The sequence below is a fragment of the Dehalobacter sp. DCA genome (genome assembly GCF_000305775.1).
In the GTDB taxonomy this organism is placed as follows: domain Bacteria; phylum Bacillota; class Desulfitobacteriia; order Desulfitobacteriales; family Syntrophobotulaceae; genus Dehalobacter; species Dehalobacter alkaniphilus.
Map to the genome: position 1 here is coordinate 1 of NC_018866.1, position 16,562 is coordinate 16,562.

The window sequence follows — 16,562 nt, forward strand, 5'->3', positions numbered from 1 at the left end:
ATGTCTCCTAATATTATATATTTAAACGCTTTCTGGGAAAATATCCTTGAGAAACTGAAAGATGAATTATCTAAGCCCAGTTTTGAAACTTGGCTGTCTTCAACGAAGCTGGTTGATTTCTCCAACAATCGGCTGACCATCAGTGTTTCCAATGAGTTCGCAAAAGACTGGCTGGAAAGCAGGTATTCCTCGCTCGTTAAATCCACTGTTCAAAATTACCTGAATGCACCGGTTACTCTAAACTTTATCGCCGAGCAAGATCCTTCCGATCTTCCCCCAATAGAAACCCCTGGTGTTAATTTTGGCGTTTTGTCTCATTCCCTGAACCCAAAGTATACGTTTGATACTTTTGTAATCGGCAACGGGAATCGTTTTGCCCATGCCGCAGCACTTGCAGTTGCGGAATCTCCTGCTAAATCCTATAACCCTTTATTTGTCTACGGCGGCAGCGGGCTTGGCAAAACGCATCTAATGCATGCGATCAGCCATGTGATCAGCAAGAATTTTCCTTCAATGAAAATTCTCTATGTCACCGGCGAACAGTTCACGAATGAAATGATTGATTCTATCCGTTATGAAAGACAGGTCGAATTCCGGAACACTTACCGAAAAATTGACATCTTATTAATTGACGATATTCAGTTCCTGGCAGGCAAAGAAGGCACCCAGGAAGAATTCTTTCATACGTTTAACACTCTTTATGAGGCCAACAAACAAATCATTATTTCTTCAGACCGTCCCCCGAGAGAAATACCAACACTTGAGGAAAGACTTCGTTCGCGATTTGAGTGGGGTTTAACAACTGATATTAATCCGCCTGACTACGAAACAAGAATAGCTATTTTACGCAAAAAAGCTGAGCTGGAAAATTTTATTGTACCTGATGAAATTATTATTTTTATTGCTTCCGAGATTCAATCCAATATCCGGGAGCTGGAAGGTGCCTTAAGTAAAATAACAGCTTACTGCATGCTCACTAACCAACCAATAACCGTTACCCTGGCAGAAGAGATATTGAAGGATATGATCCCGCAGAAAAATCAAAAATTGATTTCTCTTGATATGATTCAAAAAAGTGTTGCTGAACATTATAAGATGTCCGTTCAGGAATTCAAACAGAAGAAAAGAACAAGAACCATTGCTTTTCCCAGACAAATCGCGATGTTCCTATGCCGCGAGATGACGGATCTTTCTTTGGAACAGATCGGTGACAAATTCGGAGGACGGGATCATACGACAGTCATTCATGCCTGTGAAAAGATCAGCGAACTAAAAAAAAATGATCCGCTGGTTGAAAAGAGTATCAATGACATTATTAGTAAAATTAAATCAAGTTAGAGTCTGATGAACCTTTATTTTATTTACTTAAACACACCGTAAATTAATAATTGTGGATATCTTTCCATCATTTCCACATGATATCAATACATTTATCCAATCAGACAGAAACCATATTTGGCTTTTTATATCCTTTTATCCACAATTATTAACGCTATACTACTACGGTTACTACTAAATTAATATCTTATTATGAATAGTGAATAAACATGGTATAATTTTGAAATAGAGTCAGAATACATAGGAGGTATCCGATGAAAGTCTTATGCAAAAAGGAAGATTTGATTTTAGGAATCAACACTGTACAAAGAGCCGTGTCCTCCAAAAATACGCTTCCTATACTTCAAGGAGTCAGACTGAGAGCAGAAAACCAAAATCTCTGGTTTGAAGCCACTGATCTAGAAATTGGTATTCGATGCCAAGTCCCAGTCAATGTTCAGGAAGAAGGACAAGTTGTTTTACCGGCTAGGCTTTTTTCGGAAATTGCCAGGAAGCTTCCGGATAACGAAATTAAAATTGAAAGTACTGACAATAATATTAATATCTTTTACGATTCCTCTGATTTTGCGGTGAACGGATATGATCCTGAAGAGTATCCTGAGATTTCTGATATTACTTCCAATGAAAGCATTGAACTTCCGGCTTTACTTTTTAAAAGTATGATTCGCAAGACCATATTCGCCTGTTCAGTCGAAGAAACCAGACCTGTTTTTACCGGCGTGCTGCTTCAGGTGAATAAAGAAAATATAACACTTGTCGGAACAGATACGCACCGACTGGCACTCAGCAATGAAGTTTTGCAGGGAAATCAGAAAGAGTTCAACGGGATTATTCCAGCCAAGACCCTGCATGAGATTTATAGGCTAATGGAAGATGATGACAGTATTTTAATCAGTTTTAACAATTCCAGAATTATTTTTAAATTTAGCCAGGTTCAAATTGTCACCCGTCTGATTGAAGGACAGTTTCCAAGCTACAAACAGGTTATTCCGGCAACATGCAACACGAAACTTTTGATATATACTCGAAAATTGATGGATGCAGTAGAAAGAGCCTCTCTTTTATCCAAAGACAATTACTTGAAGACCAATACGGTCCGTTTTAATATTGAGAATTCCCATATTAACATCAATCATTATTCGGAAATGGGTAAAGTATTTGAACAGCTCGAAGTGGAACAGAATGGAGAGGACGTTGCAATATCTTTTAATGCCAAGTATATCATCGACCTGCTTAAAGTTGTTGACACCGAAAACGTGGTTATGGAAGTTTCGGGATCATCTAGTCCCTGTATCTTCAGGCCCGAAAGTAATGATAAATACTTATGTTTAGTTCTGCCGCTAAGAAATTAGCATGATGATTCGTGTTTAAACATGTATATTAAAGACTTATATTTGGTTAATTTCAGAAATTATCAAGAACAAAAGATTGACTTCCAGCCGGGAATCAACTTGCTAATGGGTTCCAACGGTCAGGGAAAAACGAATATCCTTGAAGGAATCGGGTATCTTATTAGCGGTAAATCGGTCCGCTGTAAGTCAGAAAATGATTTAATACGCTGGGGGGAGAAAAATTTTTATCTCTCAGGTTCTTTTCTAGTTTCAGAAAGGCTCTTCATGCTGGAGAGTTATTACGAGACCGGAAAAAAAGTCATGAAGATTAACCGATTGGCTTGTAAACGTCTTTCAGATTACGTTGGTACAGTCAATGGGGTTTCTTTTTATCCGGATGATTTAAATATTGTTAAAAAAGGACCCAACGAAAGAAGGCGTTTTATTGATCTGCTGATTGCCCAGATTAGACCTACGCATTTTGCCCTGCTCAATGCTTATTTAAGGGCTGTTCACCAGAAAAATATTCTTTTAAAAAACGAAAGGAATATTAATCTGTTAAGAATTCAGCTCCAGGCCTGGAATGATCAAATTTGTGAGATCGGTTCCAAAATTATCATTAATCGATCTGAATTTACAGATAAACTGAATACCCACTGCAGAAAGATATTTCAAAGCATTTTTTCGGATGAGGACCATCTCGATATCGTTTATCAAGCCTTAGGAAAAAAGGATTTAGAGCAGGCTTTACAAAGCTTTCCGGAGATACTTGAGAAAAAAATGATGCAGGAAATTGAGAGAAAAGCTGTATTGTTCGGACCCCACCGCGACGAAATAATTATTTATCTGAATGGAAATGATACAAGAATATTTGCATCTCAAGGTCAGCAGCGTTCTCTGGTGCTTAGTCTAAAGCTGGCTGAAATGGAAATCATCCGGAATGAAAAAGATGAATATCCGATTTTACTGCTGGATGATGTTCTTTCTGAATTGGATGAATATCGGAGGGACTATTTAATTGAGTATATTAATACCCTGCAAAAACAGACGATCATCACTATGACTGGTGCAGATGACAGGATTACGAATCAGAATGCAGTGGTATATCAGGTATCTAATGGAAATATAAGGAGGAAATAGTTGATGTTTCTGCACATCGGTAATAATATTATGGTGAGAAAAGACAAAATCATTCTGATCCTTGATTTGGATACAGCAGGAAGCAACCAGATTTCCCGCGGTTTGTTGAATAAAATGATGAAAAAGGGAACCGTACAGAATATTACGGAAAAAGGAAAAGAAAAATCCTTTGTGATGACGGATTCGGAATATTATCTGTCTCCGATTTCTTCGTCAACGTTAATGAAAAGATCACAAAGCGGAAGTATTCTTTAATGTATTAGCAAGTGCAAGTACTTTTTGATACATCTAGACTGCTAGGACTTCTGCCAAAGGATTGGCGCCAGCCAAGTTTTCTTTAAGGAAGACGATTCGTTGTTTTATTGACCTCCGGAAGCTGGGAGGTCTTCATGTTTGAATGAAAGCAGATTTTATAGTATAATATTAAGGTTAAAGGATAAATTTGGGAGGGAACAGCTTTGCAAAATGAATCGGAATTAGCAAATCAAATAAATCCCGGATCTGATTATAATGCCGGCCAGATAGAAGTACTCGAAGGATTAGAAGCTGTTCGAAAACGCCCCGGTATGTACATCGGTTCCACCAGCAGCCGTGGTTTGCACCATCTGGTTTATGAGATCGTTGACAATAGCATCGATGAGGCTATGGCTGGTTACTGCGATGAAATAGAAGTTATTATTCATCAGGGAGAGAGTATTACTGTTCAAGATAATGGCCGCGGCATACCGGTTGATATGCATGCAAAGATGCAAAAGCCGGCAGTGGAAGTTGCCTTGACAGTATTGCATGCCGGCGGAAAATTTAATAACGAGGCTTATAAGGTTTCTGGTGGCCTGCACGGGGTCGGCATGAGCGTTGTTAATGCGCTTTCCGTTAATTTGCGTGTCGAGATCAAAAAAGATGGGAAAAAGTACAGCCAGGAATATTCCCGCGGCAAAACACTGACGGAACTCAAGGAAATCGGTACGTACCAAGGAAGATCCGGGACAATGATTACTTTCCAGCCTGATCCGGAAATCTTCGAAGATATCGTTTATGACTATGAAGTTCTGGCGCATCGTTTGAAGGAGCTTTCATTTCTGAATAAAAATGTCATGATTACTCTGATTGACGAGCGGAACGAGGCCAAAGATGTCTATAATCACAATAATGGGCTGATTGATTTTGTAGAATATTTAAATAAAAATAAAGATCCGATTCATCAGAAAGCGATTGTATTTGAGACGGAGAAAGATAATACAAAGGTTGAGATCGCCCTTCAATATAACGAAAGTTATACCGAAACCTTGTTTTCGTATGCTAATAATATCAATACCACAGAAGGCGGGACGCACGAAGCGGGATTTAAAGCGGCCCTGACCAGAGTTGTTAATGACTACGCGCGTAAAAACAATATTTTAAAAGGCAATGAGAATAACTTAAGCGGTGAGGATGTCAGAGAAGGCCTTACAGCCATTATTTCGGTTAAGATCATGGAACCTCAGTTTGAAGGACAGACAAAGACCAAGCTGGGTAACAGTGAAGTTAGATCCATTGTCGACAGCGTGGTTGGTGAAGGTTTAACGACTTTTTTTGAAGAAAATCCAGCCGTTGCCAAAAAGATTGTTGAAAAAGGCTTGCAGGCTACCCGGGCAAGGCTTGCCGCCCGTAAGGCCAGAGATCTTACCCGCAGAAAAAGTGCATTGGAAAGTACTTCTTTGCCGGGTAAACTGGCCGACTGCACCTGGAAAGATCCAAGATACTGTGAAATGTACATTGTCGAAGGAGACAGCGCTGGCGGCTCAGCTAAACAAGGAAGAAATCAAAAATTCCAGGCGATTCTGCCGTTGCGTGGAAAAATTCTGAACGTCGAAAAAGCCCGCTTGGACAGGATCCTGGGAAATACAGAAATAAGAGCAATGATTACAGCGCTTGGTACCGGAATATCTGAAGAGTTTGATATTGAAAAAGCCCGTTATCATAAAGTTGTGATTATGACAGATGCTGATGTCGACGGTGCACATATCCGGATTCTCTTACTGACATTTTTTTACAGGTATATGAAACCGCTGATTGAAAATCATTATGTTTATATTGCGCAGCCACCGCTTTTTAAGGTTAAAAACGGCAAACAAATTCAATATGCTTATAGTGATAAAGAATTAAGTAAGGTTATGGAAACTGTCGGTAGAGATAAGACAGAAATCCAACGCTATAAAGGTCTTGGTGAAATGAATCCCGAACAGCTTTGGGAGACAACGATGGATCCTGAATCCCGGACCATACTTCAGGTCCAAATGGATGATGCCATGAGAGCAGATGAGCTATTCACGATGCTGATGGGTGACAAAGTAGAGCCCCGTAAGGAATTTATTCAAAAACATGCCAGGGATGTACGAAATCTGGATATTTAAAGGAGCGTTGAACCATGTCCATGGAACTTTTTAGCGGCAAGGTTTTGCCCATTGAAATTTCCGATGAATTAAAAAAATCATTTATAGATTATTCCATGAGCGTTATTGTCAGCCGAGCCTTGCCGGATGTACGCGACGGACTGAAACCGGTTCATCGCAGAATTCTTTATGCGATGAATGAATTAGGGATGACGCCGAATAAAGGGTATAGCAAATCGGCCAGACTGGTCGGGGATTGCATGGGGAAATATCACCCACATGGAGATTCATCGATCTATGATGCGTCTGTCAGGATGGCGCAGAATTTTTCCAGCCGTTATCCTTTAATTGACGGACATGGCAACTTTGGTTCCATCGATGGCGATTCAGCGGCTGCCATGCGTTATACAGAGATGAAGATGGCTCCGCTGGCTACTTATATGCTGGCTGATATTGATAAGGATACCGTCAATTTTAGTCCGAACTATGATGAAAGAGAAAAAGAGCCGGACGTTTTGCCGGCAAAATTTCCGAATCTATTGGTTAACGGTTCTTCCGGGATTGCTGTCGGGATGGCCACGAATATACCGCCGCACAATCTGGGAGAAGTCATCGATGGCGTCGTATATTTGATGGACAGTGAGGATAACGAAGATGGAGCACCTCGACCTGGAATCAGAGATCTGATGAAATTTATTAAAGGACCTGATTTTCCGACCGGTGCCCAAATCATGGGCACGGAAGGAATCATCAGCGCGTACACGACTGGCAGGGGATCAATCAAGGTCCGGGCGAAGGCCAATATCGAAAAAATCGAAAAAAACGGGAAAATGCAGATCGTTGTTACGGAAATTCCGTATGTGGTCAATAAGTCCCGGCTGATTGAAAAGATAGCTGAACTTGTTCAGGAAAAGAAAATCGAAGGTATTACCGATTTGCGCGATGAGACCACAATGAAAGGGATTCGTATTGTGATTGAACTGCGCAGGGATGTTACACCTCAGGTCATTCTGAATCAGTTGTATAAGCATACCCAGATGGAAGATAGTTTCGGGATCAATATGCTGGCGCTGGTTGACAATACCCCGAAAGTACTCAACCTGCAGGAAATTCTGGAATATTTTATCAAACATCAAAAGGAAGTTATTGTCCGGCGCAGCCGGTTTGAACTGAAGAAAGCAGAAGATGAGGCACATATTGTTGAAGGACTGCGCAAGGCGCTGGACTATATCGATGAAGTCATTGAGATCATTCGTTCTTCCAAGGATGATGACATCGCCAAAGCCAAACTGATCCTGCGCTTTGATTTCAGCGACAGACAGGCCCAGGCGATTATGGACATGCGTTTAAAGCGCCTGACTGGTTTGGAACGTGAAAAACTGGATGCCCAGTATCAAAGGCTGATGGATGAGATTGCTTACCTGACGGCAGTTTTGAATTCGGACAAAATGGTTCGTGGAATTATTAAAACTGAACTTAAGGAAATCAGGGATAAATTTGCGGACCCGAGACGTTCAGAAATTACCTTTGATGCGACGAAGATGGAAATTGAAGATCTGATCGCGGATGAGGACGTCGTAATTACGGTCACACACAGAGGGTATATCAAAAGACTGCCCTTAAACACCTATCACAGCCAGAGAAGAGGTGGACGTGGTGTCAACGGCATGTCTACCGGAGAAAATGATTTTGTGGAGAGCCTGTTTATTGCCTCTACACATCATCATATTCTTTTCTTCACTTCACGTGGCAAGGTTTACCGTCTGCGGGCGCATGAAATACCTGAGGCAAGCCGGACCGCTAAAGGGACTGCGATTGTGAACCTTTTGAGTCTTGCGCAGGATGAAAAAGTCACTGCGACGATTGCTGTCAAGGAGTTTAAAGACCAATTCAACCTGCTGACAGCAACGAAAAACGGGATTGTCAAAAAGACTTCGCTCCAGGATTACGACACAAAAAGAAGTGATGGCTTGATTGCGCTGACGCTGGATGAAAATGACGAACTGATCGGCGTGCGCCTCACGAAACAAGATGATGATGTCGTGATTGCAACCCGTCTGGGCTTGGCGATTCGTTTCTCTGAGGAAGATGTCAGAGCCATGGGACGGACAGCCCGCGGCGTAAGAGGAATCTCTCTCAGGAAAGATGACTATGTCATTGCCATGGATGTCGTGGATAAAACCGCTAGTGATTTGGAATTGCTGACCGTTACCGAGAATGGCTTTGCTAAACGAAGCGAACTCAGTGAATTCCGGATCCAGGGACGCGGTGGCAAAGGCATTATCGGGCATAGAGTAACTTCTAAGACTGGGCCTCTGGCCGCCGTCAAGGTCGTCACCGCCGATCAGGAACTGATGGTCATTACCGATGAAGGCATTGTGATCCGTCAGGAAGTCAGCGGCATCTCCGTCCAGGGGAGATCGGCCCAGGGAGTCACTGCTATGAGAACCGGTGAAAGCAAGGTCGTGGCCGTAGCTAAATTTGTAAGCAAAGAAGAAGAATAAACGATTAATAAAATGATGTTAACAGGGAACAATAGGACGGTTAACAGATCTATTAGGAGGAATCATTCATGGTTGAGGTAGCTTCATGGAAAGTAAAAACAGGCTTGGCGGAGATGTTAAAAGGCGGCGTCATTATGGATGTCACAACACCCGAGCAGGCAAAAATAGCGGAGGAAGCCGGGGCCTGTGCAGTTATGGCCCTGGAAAGAGTGCCCTCTGATATCCGGGCAGCAGGCGGTGTGGCAAGAATGGCCGATCCGACCATTGTTAATAAAATCATGGAGGCTGTAACCATTCCAGTTATGGCTAAAGCAAGAATTGGACACTTTGTCGAAGCCCGCATCCTGGAAGCACTTGGCGCGGATTACATTGATGAGAGCGAAGTTCTGACTCCTGCCGACGACCTTTACCACATTGACAAGCATAATTTTAAAGTGCCATTTGTCTGCGGTGCGCGCAATCTCGGTGAAGCCCTGCGTCGGATTGGCGAGGGTGCTGCGATGATCCGCACCAAAGGTGAACCCGGAACAGGCAATGTGGTTGAGGCAGTGCGTCATATGCGGACGGTTATGGCCGATATCCGCCGTCTGACCACCATGCCGAAAGAGGAACTGATGACCGCAGCCAAGGAAATGGCCGCACCCTACGATTTGGTTCTATATGTTGCCGAACACGGCAAACTGCCGGTTGTAAATTTTGCCGCAGGCGGAATCGCAACACCGGCTGATGCAGCCCTCATGATGCAGCTGGGTTGCGACGGTATTTTTGTTGGCTCCGGCATATTTAAATCCTCTGAACCAGCCAAGAGAGCCAGAGCGATCGTTCTCGCAACCACCCATCACAATGATCCGGACATACTGGCCAAACTTTCCGAAGAAATCGGTGAAGCAATGCCTGGTCTGGAGATTTCCTCGATTGCTCCGGCGGAAAGAATGCAGGATCGGGGCTGGTGAGCATGAAAAAGAAGATTGGTGTCCTGGCTATCCAGGGCGCTTTTCGCGAGCACTGCAAATCTTTGGAAAAACTTGGGGTTGGAGGAGTTGAAGTCCGCAGTGTCGATGATTTAAAAGAAATCAGCGGACTGATTATTCCCGGCGGGGAAAGCACAGCCATTGGCAAGCAGCTCGAAATTGACGGTTTTGGCGACAAAATTGCAGAAATGGCTGGTGAAGGTTTTCCCATTTTTGGGACATGCGCCGGCATGATTCTGCTCAGTAAGAGAATTGACCAGAGTAGCCAGTATTCTTTGGGGCTTCTGGATATTTCCGTCAAACGAAATGCTTTTGGCCGGCAGATTGCGAGTTTTGAAGCGGATATCCCGGTTAAGGGACTAAAAGGCGGAAATTTGCGGGCCGTATTCATCCGCGCGCCGTATGTGACGGAAGCAGGTCCGGAGGTCGATGTGCTGGCCGCATATGCCGGAAAGATTGTCTTGGTCCAGGATGATCATATTCTGGCCAGCGCGTTTCATCCCGAGCTTACCGACGATACCAGAATTCATGAATATTTCATTAACATCGTTGATCAGTATCGAAAATAGGAGGGGCCCGTTATGCTCGATCTAAAATTTGTGCGCAGCAATCCCGAGATTGTCAAAGAAGCGTTAGCAAAACGCTGTGCCGATATCAACCTGGATGATTTTTTGCGCCAAGAGGAAAAAAGACGGCAAATCTTATTTGAGGCGGAAAATCTGAAAGCGGAACGCAATAAGGTATCTGAAGAAGTTGCCCGGCGGAAGAAAAGCGGGCAGGATGCCGAGGAGCTGATCCTTCAAATGCGTGAGGTTGGTCAGAACATCAAAACGCTGGATGACAGTTTAAACGAGATCGAGCAAAAAATGCTGGAAGTACTCTATTTGATCCCGAATATTCCCGATGCATCTGTTCCGGTTGGTAAAGATGAAAATGATAACATCCAAGTCCGCAAATGGGGTAAACCCAGGAAGTTTGAATTTCAGCCGCTGGCCCACTATGAGCTGGGGGAAAAACTTGATATTTTGGATTTTGCCCGGGCCGGCAAAGTAACCGGGACTCGATTTACGTTCTACAAAGGGCTCGGAGCGCGCCTGGAAAGAGCCTTGATCAATTTTATGATGGACAGGCATGCCGCCAAAGGCTATACAGAGGTCTTTCCGCCGTTTATGGTCAACCGGCAGTCTATGTTTTCCACTGGCCAGTTGCCCAAATTCGAAGAAGACGCTTTTAAAGTAGAAAAAACTGATTATTTCCTGATTCCTACAGCGGAAGTACCGGTCACCAATATTTACAGAGATGAGATCCTTGAAGCAGATATGCTTCCAATTAAATTTTGTGCCTACAGTGCGTGTTTCCGCGCCGAAGCCGGAGCGTCCGGGAGGGATACCCGTGGGCTGATCCGCCAGCATCAGTTTAATAAAGTCGAGCTTGTAAAATTTTCCTTTCCGGAGAACTCTTTCCAGGAGTTGGAGATGCTGACCGCAGATGCTGAAGCGATTTTGCAGGAACTGGAACTCTCTTACCGCGTTATTGCCTTGTCCACCGGCGATCTTGGATTCAGCTCTGCTAAAACGTACGACATTGAAGTATGGCTGCCAAGCTTTAATCTGTACAGGGAAATATCTTCCTGCAGCAATTTTAATGATTTTCAGGCCAGAAGAGCGAATATTCGCTTTCGGCGCGGACCTAAGGAAAAACCGGAGTTTGTGCATACCTTGAACGGCAGCGGACTGGCCATCGGCAGGACCGTATCGGCCATTCTGGAAAACTACCAGGAAGAAGACGGTAGAATCAGGATTCCGAAAGCACTGGTTCCTTACATGGGCACGGAATTTATAGGTTAGATTAGAATAAAAGTTTTTTTGATTAGCTGAGAGCATTAATACAATTAGATTATTATATTGTTTGTTGCTTCATTGTTTAAAATTGGCGCAAACAGCTTCTTGTTTAGTTCTAAAGTTTATGTTATACTATCTCTCGTCTTACTGCTGGAGGGGTGTCCGAGCGGTTTAAGGAGCCGGTCTTGAAAACCGGTGACTCCGAAAGGGGCCGTGGGTTCGAATCCCACCCCCTCCGCCATGCATAATTATCAAATATTATTGTGGGATTCGAACGGGCGAGTCAGATAATGCGACCTATGGGAGCATTATCCCGCCCTGGCGTGATAGCGAGCCGAAGGCGGAGCGGAGCGAATCCCACCCCCTCCGCCATGCAATCCATATGGCCTCGTAGCTCAGGTGGATAGAGCGGGGGTTTCCTAAACCCTGTCTTGCGGGGGTTCGAGTCCTCCCGGGGCCACCATCATATTGCAAAGGTTTTAAGGCCTTTTTTTTATCAGATTTGCCGCTGCAAACATTAGAAGTACTCGTACTATGTCAATCCTGAATCTGTATTTCCTGTCCAGCATATTTTGATTTTTTTGCCGACCTGGCAGGATGGTATTCGAGGCTGAGAGAAATGAAACATGAAGATTGGATGAGACTTGCGCTTGACCAAGCCCAAAAGGCGTATGAATGCAATGAGATTCCGGTTGGCGCGCTCGTTGTCGTGAATCAGCAAATTCTATCTGTCGCCTTCAATGAAAAAGAGCAGAAACAAGACCCGACCGGACATGCCGAAGTCCTCGCCATCCGGCGAGCAGCTGAAGTGATGGGTCACTGGCGGCTGACGGATGCGACGTTGTATGTCACCCTGGAACCCTGCCCGATGTGTGCCGGCGCGATTCTTCAAGCTAGGCTCAAACATCTGGTCTACGGAGCGACGGATGCCAAAGGCGGCGCTGTTGAGTCCGTGATGAATGTATTGAACAGAAACTGCTGGAATCACAAAGTTGAAGTCACGGCAGGCGTCTTGGAAGAAGAATGCTCAGTACTGTTAAAACAATATTTCCGGGAAAAACGTACCAAAGCCTAAAGCAAAACCCCATAAAGCTTAAAAATAATATATTTATCATGGAGAAGTAGCGAAGTGGTCATAACGCACCGCACTCGAAATCATATTTTTGAGGCCGTGCCCGTTTAAATTTTACATGGAGAAGTAGCGAAGAGGCCGTAACGCGCCGCACTCGAAATGTGTTGGGCAATGTGGAAGCCATGTAGCCGAAAACCTTGATTTTATGGGGTTTTCCAAGCCCTCGGAGTTCGAATAGAGATGGATTTTTGAGTTGTTCTATCCAAGTTCTATCCGAGGTGTTAGAATAAAGTTAATAATTCGGAGAAGTACCCAAGTGGCTGAAGGGTCCGCACTCGAAATGCGGTAGGCCTGGTTTCCCCGGGCGCAAGGGTTCAAATCCCTTCTTCTCCGCCATCATGGAGCTGTTAATTTTAAAGATTAGCAGCTCCTGCCATTTTAAGCGGTAAAGATTTTTGAATGATCTTTGCTGTTTTTTTCTTTGATTGGTATTCCAGATGGCCATAAGTATTAACCGTTGTCCGAATATCGCTCGTGACCAACCCCAATCCCTGATCCGCTCCATAGGCACCTCGTTGGCCATCATCAGCCCTACGCACGAGTGTCGAAGGTCATGGAACCTGACATGAGGCAATCCGGCCTTTCTGAGCAAATCACGGTGTCTGTTGGTTATATAGTCAGGGTCGATGATTTCTCCCAAAGGATGAACGCAAAGATAACCAAGCCATTCCTTGCTGTAAGAACTGCCGCAAAGCGCCCTCAGTTCTTTATTTTCCGCTATCTTAGCTTTTATCCTTTCCTCGACATAAGGAATTAAAGGATAAGTACGGTTGCTTGAATCCGTTTTGAGCTTGTCGGACGGGATATATATTTTTTTCTTGTCGATCACTGCTTTTGTTACGGTGTGGCTGGCCCGAAAGAATTTATACCTGAAATCAAACTGGCTTTCTCTGGTGCCAACACACTCACTACGCCGCATCCCATAGAAGCCGCCGAGCAATATAGGAATTTCAATAATATCCCCTACGATAAACTCAAGATAATACTGCATCTGATCGGCATTGAGAGTAGCGGCATTGTATTTCTCGATTTTGTGCAGGGTGATGGCGCTGTTTGGATTTACACTAATCATCTTTTTGCTGACGGCATAATTCAATGCCTGGTTGATAATAGTGTAATCCTTGGCAACTGTCGCTTTCTTCTTGCCATGTTTCAGTCGGTAACCATAATGTCCCTTAAGCAGCTCGGGAGTAATTTCCCGGACAGTGCAGCCGTAAGCCTTGAAGGTCGGATATAAGTTGTGCTCGACGTTTTCTGCATATCCGGCCCAGGTATTGAGCTTGATTGTTTTGTCAAAGTTAAAATCTTCGCCGACTACAATATTATCTGGGTGCCTGAAGGCAAGCCATTCATTTAGTAAATCTGCAAACAAGGGATTCTCAGAATAGTTTTCATCAGAATCGTCCTGAGCATTGTTGTTTTCCTCGGGCGTTTCCTGCGCAACCGTCTTTTCATCCTTATCAGCTATGCCGTTTTTCAAGTCAAGGGAATATTGGATTCTTGCCGCCAGGCATTTGCTTTCAGCTTCCGCTTCGTTTTCCTCGGTTGTGGCAAGCCCGGTTGATGTCCAAAGGGGCTTGCGTTTTCCGTTCCGATTCTTTCGGTTGAGAACAGTATAATAATAGCCTTTCTTAGGTGTAATGAAGCCTCCTATTAATTCATCCTCGGTCAGTCCGACCATTTTCAGCATTGTGGTTAGTTCCATATGGTCCCTCCTTTCAAATTATTCACTCACCTGCCGTTGACAAGATGAATGTAGCACAATAAAAAAGGTTCGTAAAATGTGTAAATCTCATTTTTCTTCACTGTCTCTGCTTGGACCTATTCTCAAATAACTCAACAAAAAAGGCTTGGGGATTTTATAGGCCCGCCCAACCTTTAGGCATTCAATTCTATTTTCCTGTATCAAACCGTAACCCGTTTTAAGGCTGATGCCAAGAATTTTACACATTTGCTTTATATCAAGCACATCGGGGTATCCTTTTAGCATGATTCGGTAGGCTTTTTCTTGCGTTAATTTTTCATTAGCCATAATTAAGCCTCCTCTTGCTTTTATCAGGTCTAAACTTCATAAAAAAATTTTTATATGAAACAATCGTCATTATTTTGATTAGCGCAGCGGGAGAATGCGCCTTCGTTCAGACACGTAGCGCATATCATAAACAGGCGCACCCCTATACTGCACTTCTGTTTTGGTTTATAAGACTATGGTTTTATTCGGCGGACAGCGGTTGACCGTCCTCATAGGAATTTCACCTCTCCCAGGTTCTCTGCAAGCCGCCCCCATTGCGTGATCCTGCTATAGCAGGGCTGTAGCTGGACGGAAGTATCATTATCCCTCTGTATGTGTCATCGCCTTAAATGCTGCCAGCATTTATTTATAGCATGGATATTAATCGCTCGTACCTGACCTAATTCAATCGCAACATCATTTATGCTTCACTAAATCTGATTGTTGAAGGATTGGTGGTTATGGCGTATCTGCTATTTGGCTTTCCTTTTCAGGGCATACAGGGAAAGTACCGAATAAAAACAATTATTTACTTGTCAAAGATCAGTAAGGGGGGAAGAATTTGTCCCTCTAATAACCACTTCATTTTTTAGGCAAAATCGCAGGGCGTTACAGAAAGTTTTTTAAAAACTTTTCGATATTTTTTAGTCCGCGTTCGATGGATTCCCTAACTGCGCTTTCACTAATGCCATCTGCTTTAGCAATGGCGGTTTTGCTTATACCCAAAAAGAAATGAGCATAAACACGTTTTGCTTGCTTTTCCGGCAAACTGTTGATGGCAGTATATAACTCATGATTGGTGACTTTCCTCTCATAAATCTCTTGAGGAGACAAGGAAATGAAAACAATTTCCTGCTCAATACCGTCACCACGGTCGAGAGAGTAATAGGCTTTGTGTCTGTATGTGCGTAATTTGTAAGCATTCTCGCTCAGCTTGAAGCACTTCAGAGAAGAAGCGATTTCATCCGCAACTTCAACAAAAAAGTCAAATTGATAAAATGGGTAATAATCTCGCAAATTAATCCTTTTCATTTTCAGACCTCCGTTTTGATTTTTTCGTAAAAACCAAAACAGAAGGCGGGGAACGGCACCTAACGGATTTAAATAATTTTCTTGAGAAAAAAGAAAATATATAATAATGGCGATTGTAAGCCTTAAGCTGATAAGCAACATGTTTTTGCCAAATAAAAAAGCACGCAGTTTGCTTAAGGCAAATCGCGGGCTTATCCACCGTGACGTTTGTCAAGTAAGATTTATAAAGAACATTATGAAATTCTTCTTTATTTACACCTCAGGAGGGTAATTTTTAACATGCTTCGCAATTAGCAGCACTCCCTTTGCTTGGGGCAAAGAGCAAAGCCATGAAAAAACAACCCTAATCTCAGGGGGTAATGCGACTATACGCAAATAAAAAAACTGCCTCGAAAGGGCAGGATATACCGTAAAACTGTTCGGCAACCAGGCTGTCATAGTGCATTGGCACGTTAGACCCTATGGCTTTGCGTCGCTGTCTTTAGACAACTTTGCCCTTATCTTTTTTATTTAGTTGATGCGTTAAGTTAAAGGAATAAAATACTGTCTTAATTGACATAGAATAATAAATACGCATATTGAGTTCGTATTTGTCATGTTATGTTAAATTATATGATAAACTCTTTTTGCATAAATCTATGTCAAATTGTGTTGTCGAAATAAGCGGATATTGTATAATTGAGTTGTATTTTGAGTTGATCATGGTAAAGGGCAGATACTCCCTGGATGGTCAGTATTCCAGTTCTATTGAAGTTCCCTTTTACTCTCTTAAAACAAAAGTAATGCTTATTGATGAAAATACCCATATATTTCATAATTCGAAACATTATTTACTGGTTCAGTGTCTTTGAAAAATAAGGGTGAACCTATAACCGTGAAATGCATTTTTT

General features: G+C 43.1%; 12 protein-coding genes, 3 tRNA genes, 1 pseudogene and 1 riboswitch. Of the genes and pseudogenes, 13 read left to right on the forward strand and 3 right to left on the reverse strand.

From position 1 onward, the window contains the following. The 13 genes from dnaA (at nucleotide 1) to DHBDCA_RS00065 (ending at nucleotide 12,965) form a co-directional block, all read left to right on the forward strand. On the forward strand, nucleotides 1-1,338 hold the full coding sequence (gene dnaA / locus DHBDCA_RS00005) for a chromosomal replication initiator protein DnaA (RefSeq protein ID WP_015042076.1): 1,338 nt from the start codon (nucleotides 1-3) through the stop codon (nucleotides 1,336-1,338). Nucleotides 1,339-1,592: 254 nt separating this feature from the next. Then, nucleotides 1,593-2,690 (forward strand): DNA polymerase III subunit beta, encoded by a 1,098-nt coding sequence (gene dnaN / locus DHBDCA_RS00010; RefSeq protein WP_015042077.1) that lies wholly within the window; start codon nucleotides 1,593-1,595, stop codon nucleotides 2,688-2,690. Nucleotides 2,691-2,711: 21 nt separating this feature from the next. Further along, nucleotides 2,712-3,809: a DNA replication/repair protein RecF gene (gene recF / locus DHBDCA_RS00015; protein ID WP_015042078.1), complete on the forward strand. Its 1,098-nt coding sequence runs from the start codon at nucleotides 2,712-2,714 to the stop codon at nucleotides 3,807-3,809. Nucleotides 3,810-3,812: 3 nt separating this feature from the next. Then, nucleotides 3,813-4,064 carry an extracellular matrix regulator RemB gene (locus DHBDCA_RS00020; protein WP_015042079.1) on the forward strand — a complete coding sequence of 84 codons (252 nt, stop codon included), beginning with the start codon at nucleotides 3,813-3,815 and terminating at the stop codon, nucleotides 4,062-4,064. 203 nt (nucleotides 4,065-4,267) lie between these two features. Next, complete coding sequence (gyrB, locus tag DHBDCA_RS00025) at nucleotides 4,268-6,202, forward strand: DNA topoisomerase (ATP-hydrolyzing) subunit B (RefSeq protein ID WP_015042080.1); 1,935 nt, start codon at nucleotides 4,268-4,270, stop codon at nucleotides 6,200-6,202. Between the two features lie 14 nt (nucleotides 6,203-6,216). Next, a complete protein-coding gene (gene gyrA, locus DHBDCA_RS00030) occupies nucleotides 6,217-8,685 on the forward strand; it encodes a DNA gyrase subunit A (RefSeq protein ID WP_015042081.1) in 2,469 nt (822 codons plus the stop codon). 68 nt (nucleotides 8,686-8,753) lie between these two features. After that, nucleotides 8,754-9,638, forward strand: coding sequence for a pyridoxal 5'-phosphate synthase lyase subunit PdxS (gene pdxS / locus DHBDCA_RS00035; RefSeq protein ID WP_015042082.1), 885 nt, complete (start codon nucleotides 8,754-8,756; stop codon nucleotides 9,636-9,638). Continuing rightward, nucleotides 9,635-10,225, forward strand: coding sequence for a pyridoxal 5'-phosphate synthase glutaminase subunit PdxT (gene pdxT, locus DHBDCA_RS00040; RefSeq protein WP_015042083.1), 591 nt, complete (start codon nucleotides 9,635-9,637; stop codon nucleotides 10,223-10,225). Before pdxS ends, pdxT begins: the two co-directional genes overlap by 4 nt. 12 nt (nucleotides 10,226-10,237) lie before the next feature. Beyond that, entirely contained in the window at nucleotides 10,238-11,503 is a 1,266-nt protein-coding gene (serS, locus tag DHBDCA_RS00045) for a serine--tRNA ligase (protein ID WP_015042084.1), read from the forward strand. A gap of 146 nt (nucleotides 11,504-11,649) precedes the next feature. After that, a tRNA-Ser gene (locus DHBDCA_RS00050) sits at nucleotides 11,650-11,738 on the forward strand. A gap of 143 nt (nucleotides 11,739-11,881) precedes the next feature. Further along, nucleotides 11,882-11,960, forward strand: a tRNA-Arg gene (locus DHBDCA_RS00055). 156 nt (nucleotides 11,961-12,116) lie between these two features. After that, on the forward strand, nucleotides 12,117-12,572 hold the full coding sequence (gene tadA, locus DHBDCA_RS00060) for a tRNA adenosine(34) deaminase TadA (RefSeq protein ID WP_015045015.1): 456 nt from the start codon (nucleotides 12,117-12,119) through the stop codon (nucleotides 12,570-12,572). Nucleotides 12,573-12,871: 299 nt separating this feature from the next. Further along, nucleotides 12,872-12,965, forward strand: a tRNA-Ser gene (locus tag DHBDCA_RS00065). 775 nt (nucleotides 12,966-13,740) lie between these two features. Here the strand turns inward: DHBDCA_RS00065 and DHBDCA_RS15595 are convergent. The 3 genes and pseudogenes from DHBDCA_RS15595 to DHBDCA_RS00080 form a co-directional block, all read right to left on the reverse strand. Then, nucleotides 13,741-14,334: pseudogene (locus DHBDCA_RS15595) on the reverse strand (site-specific integrase); the annotation flags it as partial. Nucleotides 14,335-14,421: 87 nt separating this feature from the next. Next, nucleotides 14,422-14,661, reverse strand: a complete 240-nt coding sequence (locus DHBDCA_RS00075) for a helix-turn-helix domain-containing protein (RefSeq protein WP_015042086.1) — start codon at nucleotides 14,659-14,661, stop codon at nucleotides 14,422-14,424. Nucleotides 14,662-15,249: 588 nt separating this feature from the next. Beyond that, entirely contained in the window at nucleotides 15,250-15,672 is a 423-nt protein-coding gene (locus DHBDCA_RS00080) for an RNA polymerase sigma factor (RefSeq protein ID WP_015042087.1), read from the reverse strand. 418 nt (nucleotides 15,673-16,090) lie between these two features. Beyond that, a riboswitch (cyclic di-GMP riboswitch) is annotated at nucleotides 16,091-16,178 on the reverse strand. Nucleotides 16,179-16,562: the final 384 nt, after the last annotated feature.